The organism is Arsenophonus sp. ENCA, from assembly GCF_002287155.1.
Classification (GTDB): Bacteria; Pseudomonadota; Gammaproteobacteria; order Enterobacterales; family Enterobacteriaceae; genus Arsenophonus; species Arsenophonus nilaparvatae.
In genome coordinates this window covers 1-5,164 of record NZ_NHNG01000398.1, presented here as the reverse complement: position 1 = coordinate 5,164, position 5,164 = coordinate 1, and the positions used below count along the sequence as shown (strand labels likewise).

Sequence of the window (5,164 nt, the reverse complement as noted above, 5' to 3'; positions counted from 1 at the left end):
ACTGCTTACTTGCAAGAATATTTTATAGATATCTTTAATGCATGGATAACCGGACAAAATATGAACATCCTGATTTTTTCTTGTTTTTAAATTTATACTTCTTTTTTAGAGACTGCGAAACTCGTGAATTATTTTCAACCGCTTATCTAACGATCAACAACGACGATTTATGTTTTTTAAATGGAGTCATTCATGAAAATGAGTTCAATCAAAACGGTTTATGATTTTATGCGATACTGCCGGATGTCTCTTTGTTTTCAGCGTTCAATCAGAGATATGAAAGTCGGTGACACCTTCATTCTTGGGAAATATACACATCCCGCCTCAAATTACAGTAACTCGTTTCATGTTCCTCAACGTGTATAGTAAAACGACTTAATTTTGATTACATATAAACAGAAAATAAGGTATCAATATCACAACCTATTTCCCTTTTTTTTCGTTTAGCCTGTGCCCATTTATGTTCTATGAAACCTATTGCTCAATAGTGAAATAAAACTGCTTTCAATAAAAACAAGTTAGATACATCTAAAAAACACAAAAATAGGTTATTTTTTAATCTTATATAGGTCATTTTTAATTCAAAAATTGATTATTTTATCATCAATAGCTGGTTTTTTTGTAAGTCACAATTAATTTTGCTATTGAGCAACAGGCTTAAAGAAGATTTACCGTTAAAACTCTATCCCGTTAAATATCAGCCGTGCGAAGGAAAAGAAAAACAGGTTAAAATTGTGGTTGAGCTTATCAAAAAAGCAAACGTCATTATTCATGCTGGCGACCCTGATGATGAAGGGCAACTACTGGTTGATGAAGTTTTGATTTATGCCAACAACACAAAAACTGTTCAACGATTGCTGATTAATGATAATACCGATGCTGCTGTTAAAAAAGCGTTGAATAATTTAAAAGATAACCAGAAATTCAAGGGGCTATTTTATAAAGCGCTAGCTAGAAGTGTCGGTGATGATATTTATGGTAAAAGTATGACCCGTGCTTACACCGTCACCGCCCAACAAAAAGGTTATCGAGGAACGCCATTATCGGTTGGACGAGTACAAACACCAATATTAGGCTTGATTTGTCGTCGTTATCTGGCGAATCAAAACCACAAGGAAAGTTTTTACTATACAATTACGGGTATTTTTGACCACTTTAAAGCGGAATTTGAAGCCAACTGGCAAATTAGCGAAAACGCTCCACAGGATGATAAGAAACGCTTAATTGATAAAGATTTTGGTGAACGGGTAGCTAAATTCTGTGAAGGGAAAACAGCGGATGTGGTGGTGGCAGCCGTAGACAACAAAGAAACGGCTCCCCCGCTGCCGTTTAATCTGGTGAAGTTGCAGCAATACATGAATAAAAACCACAAAATGACCCGCCGCAAAAACACTGGAAATCACGCAACAATTACGGGAAAAATATAAGGCGATCACCTATAACCGTTCAGATTGTTCTTATCTTTCAGAAGAACAGTACAGTGAAGCCCCACAACTGATTGCAGCATTAAAAAATCTTAATCTGTTTTCTGAGGTAAAAACCCAAGACAGACTAAAATCCAAAGCCTTTGATAGCAGCAAAGTCACCGCTCATACGGCTATCATTCCAACGGTCAATACGCCTGACTTAAGTCAGCTAAGTGATGATGAAAAAACCGTTTATCTGGTTATTGCCCGTTATTATCTCAGCCAATTTTTACCGAATAAACGTTATCAGGAAGCATCAGTGTTGCTAAAAATTGACACTGAAACATTTACGGCGCGGGCAACAAAGACCACTGATAACGGCTTTACGGAGTTTTTACAGAACAATGAAGAAGTAGAGCAAGACAAAGGTCAATTTGCGATATTGTCAAAACTTCGTACAGGTGAGAAAGTAGATTGCATAAAAGCCACCGTCAACACCAAGAAAACCACCCCACCCCCACTTTTTACCGAAGCAAGTTTACTTGCTGCTTTGGTGAGGGTGGCAGATTTTGTAACAGACGCTAAAATAAAAACACTGCTCAAAACCAAAGACAAGGACAAAAAAGACGAACACGGGGGAATTGGTACACCCGCTACCCGTCATAGCATGATAGAAAAATTGAAAGCCCGTGAATTTATTGTTTTGGATAAAAGAAACCTTATCCCTACGCAAAAAGGACTTGATTTTTTTCAGGCGTTACCGGATATTGCCACCAATCCTGATATGACCGCGCTTTGGTCAGAAAAACAGGAACAGATTGAACAGGGAAATCTCACGGTTGACGCATTTGTCGAACAATTGTATGGTGACATTAATCGTCTGCTATCGGATGATATTGGACAAAACCTCAAGATTGATACCACAACAACGCATCAGACAAGCAACGCTATGTGCTGCCCTAATTGCAACAAGGCATTATTGGATAAGCCTAAACTTGTCGTTTGTGAAGCGCAATGTGGTTTTAAAATATGGAAAACAGTTTGTGAGAAAACCCTTACCCCAAAACAGGTTGAAACACTGGTCAAAAAAGGAAAAACAAACATCATCAAAGGTTTTAAAAGCAAAGCGGGTAAAAACTTTGATGCAGCTTTGATATTGCATGACAAGACCACAGGGGCAACCCGATTTGAATTTCAATCAAGAAATAATACAGAATGAAGACAAAACAACAATGGTTACTTCAATTTAGAAGATGCTCTAACGAAGAAACCCTTTACAAAATCGCTGAGCGCATCAGCAAAAAAATATCCGGTGATGAATATGCCAATTTCCAGCTTGCAGTTGATCACCGCCTTGCTGAAATAAGAATGAACACCCTGTATGACAAAGTTCCCGCTTCCGTATGGAAATACGTTCGTTAACAGAGAGAAAAAAATGAGTAATTTAAGCAAAGAAGAGCAGTACCAGATTATTGTTACCCATATGACGGGTATTACCAACATGCGAAAATTCACTAACCATCAGGATTTTCAATGGATGGTAGAAGTACGAGATAAACTTTCTTCTCTCATTGAAGAACGACGGGAAGAAGAAGAATTAAGAATGCTTGAACTTCAAGAACTAGAAGAAAAACGTCTCAAAGCCATTGAGTACCTTAAAGAACTTGGACTATCACCGGAAACGCTAACCGTTTCTGTATTTGAGCAAAAACAGGCCAAAAAGAAAGGAAAATCACACAAAGCGATTTATCCCCCAAAATATCAATACGAAGATCCAAGGACTAAAAAAATAAAAACGTGGTCAGGGAATGCCAAAATGCCTAAAGGATTAAAGATGTTACTCGATGAAGGGAAAAATTTAGACGATTTTTTGATCCAAAAAACAGAGAATTTCGCTCAGGAAAAAGCATAACGAATTTGATGAGTGACTGCTGCAATCATAGTCAATTTTTAAGCAGTCACTTCAATCAGTGATCTATTAATAATAGGAAATATAAGAATTTAATTACTTAAACTAATAAAAAGAAAGAGGCTGTTTTGACATATTTATTATGGACTGCATTTTTATCCATCGCATTTTTTACCGCAATTTCACCCGGTCCAGGGGCAATACTTACTATGAATCATGGGATGACTTATGGCTATAAAAAAACGCTTCCTACAATTTTTGGTCAAGAAACCGCTGTCGGGTTAATTGTTATTATGGTGGGATTTGGTACACAAGTGTTTATCTCATTTCCTCAACTATTTTTTATTATAAAAATAATAGGGGCAATATGGTTAATATTTATGGGAATAAAAATTATCTTTTCTGTCTCAAAAAAGAGTTATGAAAATATTACATCAGTGAACAACACTGCATGGTATAACCGTTTAATTACTGGTTTTTTAACTGACATAACAAATGTGAAGACATGGGCTTTTATGATTAGTTTGATGCCTCAATTTATCGAACCATCGAGCGTTTTATGGAAACAAATAGTAATAATGGCTATTACCATGATGACTGTAGATACAGTGATGATGAATATTTACGCTTTTTCGGCTAGTTATATGAAAAAACTCATCAATAACAGAAGAATAATTTTACTCCAGAATATTATATTTGGGAGCATACTCATTATAATGGGAACTGGAGTACTATTTTTCACCCATTAATTTATATTATTTAATTTTGTATTTTTCTTTATCTTAATTTGACAATAATCATCTTGAATATTGTCAGATTCTTCGTTTATTGAAGAAGGTATTTCAATTTCTTGGGTGACTTTATGGATATATTCTTTCTGATTATCTTCTGGAAGAATATTTTTTAATTCTTCATTTTTTGGCTCGACTTTCCAAAGAAAATCTAATTTTTTGGTTGCCTTTAAATCAGAAAGTTGGTTTATAAATATAAAGTGAACATTAGTTATGGCAGCAATACGCTGGATGATTAATGCTTTTTTTTGTTCAAAGGCCGTTGCATCTTGAGTTAACTTTTGATGGGCAATCAATACTGGATTTACCTCATGATTGAGGACTAAAAAATCACAGGTAACATTTTGTAATTCAAATAAAAGTTGCTTATTTTCTGAATCATTCGTTGCTTTTGGTTTAAAGAATTCAATTAACCTGACTTTCATTAAAGCGATAAAATTATCGGCAAGACTATCATTAATCTGGTTCAATAAGATAATATTTTCCGGCAAAATAGAACTTTCTGTTTTAATGCATTCTATTTCACCTAATGTAATAAATGCATCAGTGACATATTGGGGGTATTTAAAAAAGAAAGCAGAAAAAGCATTTTTTTCACTCGGTTGAATAGAATGATTTTTTGGTGGCATTACCTTTTTGTCTTTCTTTTTAAACCAGCCGTTAACACCCACTTTTATTACTCCTAAACCTCATCAATCAGACGAAAAAAACGAAAGGCAGCACGACTTTCTATCCACCACTTTAATATCTCTTCTGCGTTATGTGCTATCCCAATCGCTACCCAAAACAGAATAACCAGATAACCATCAACCGCCCCGCCCCACCACACCAATAGAAAATAGTAACCCCAATTGCAATGAATGCGCCTAATGTGGTGATTAAGAAACTCAAAGCAGCAATCACTATCAAAGGAACGCAAACAGCAATATATTGTATTAGTCTTAACTTAATCTGACAATTCTGATTTAAAAAAGAAAGTTACCGGTTTTAATTAACATCATTAGATAATTAAATAAAAGGTAATTTTATGTATCAAACAAATAATCCTATCATCAAAC

Annotated in this window: 5 protein-coding genes and 1 pseudogene; 4 read left to right on the top strand and 2 right to left on the bottom strand. The window is 35.2% G+C overall.

Going from position 1 to position 5,164, the window contains the following annotated elements; genetic code table 11:
• Window positions 1-662 precede the first annotated feature (662 nt).
• The 4 genes and pseudogenes from CBG25_RS10425 to CBG25_RS10410 all read left to right on the top strand — a co-directional run.
• Window positions 663-2,625, top strand: a pseudogene (locus tag CBG25_RS10425) (DNA topoisomerase); the annotation flags it as partial.
• Window positions 2,622-2,828 (top strand): Hha/YmoA family nucleoid-associated regulatory protein, encoded by a 207-nt coding sequence (locus CBG25_RS10420; protein WP_290606505.1) that lies wholly within the window; start codon window positions 2,622-2,624, stop codon window positions 2,826-2,828. The pseudogene CBG25_RS10425 and the gene CBG25_RS10420, both read left to right, overlap by 4 nt.
• A 13-nt stretch (window positions 2,829-2,841) precedes the next feature.
• Entirely contained in the window at window positions 2,842-3,318 is a 477-nt protein-coding gene (locus CBG25_RS10415) for an H-NS family nucleoid-associated regulatory protein (RefSeq protein ID WP_290606504.1), read from the top strand.
• A 125-nt stretch (window positions 3,319-3,443) separates the two neighbouring features.
• Window positions 3,444-4,064, top strand: a complete 621-nt coding sequence (locus tag CBG25_RS10410; RefSeq protein ID WP_290606503.1) for a LysE family translocator — start codon at window positions 3,444-3,446, stop codon at window positions 4,062-4,064.
• Here CBG25_RS10410 and CBG25_RS10405 read toward each other — a convergent pair.
• Together CBG25_RS10405 and CBG25_RS10400 are read right to left on the bottom strand one after the other, a co-directional pair.
• A complete protein-coding gene (locus tag CBG25_RS10405) occupies window positions 4,061-4,777 on the bottom strand; it encodes a hypothetical protein (RefSeq protein WP_290606502.1) in 717 nt (238 codons plus the stop codon). The two genes, CBG25_RS10410 and CBG25_RS10405, sit on opposite strands and share 4 nt — an antisense overlap.
• 11 nt (window positions 4,778-4,788) lie before the next feature.
• Complete coding sequence (locus CBG25_RS10400) at window positions 4,789-4,938, bottom strand: hypothetical protein (RefSeq protein ID WP_290605994.1); 150 nt, start codon at window positions 4,936-4,938, stop codon at window positions 4,789-4,791.
• Window positions 4,939-5,164 lie beyond the last annotated feature (226 nt).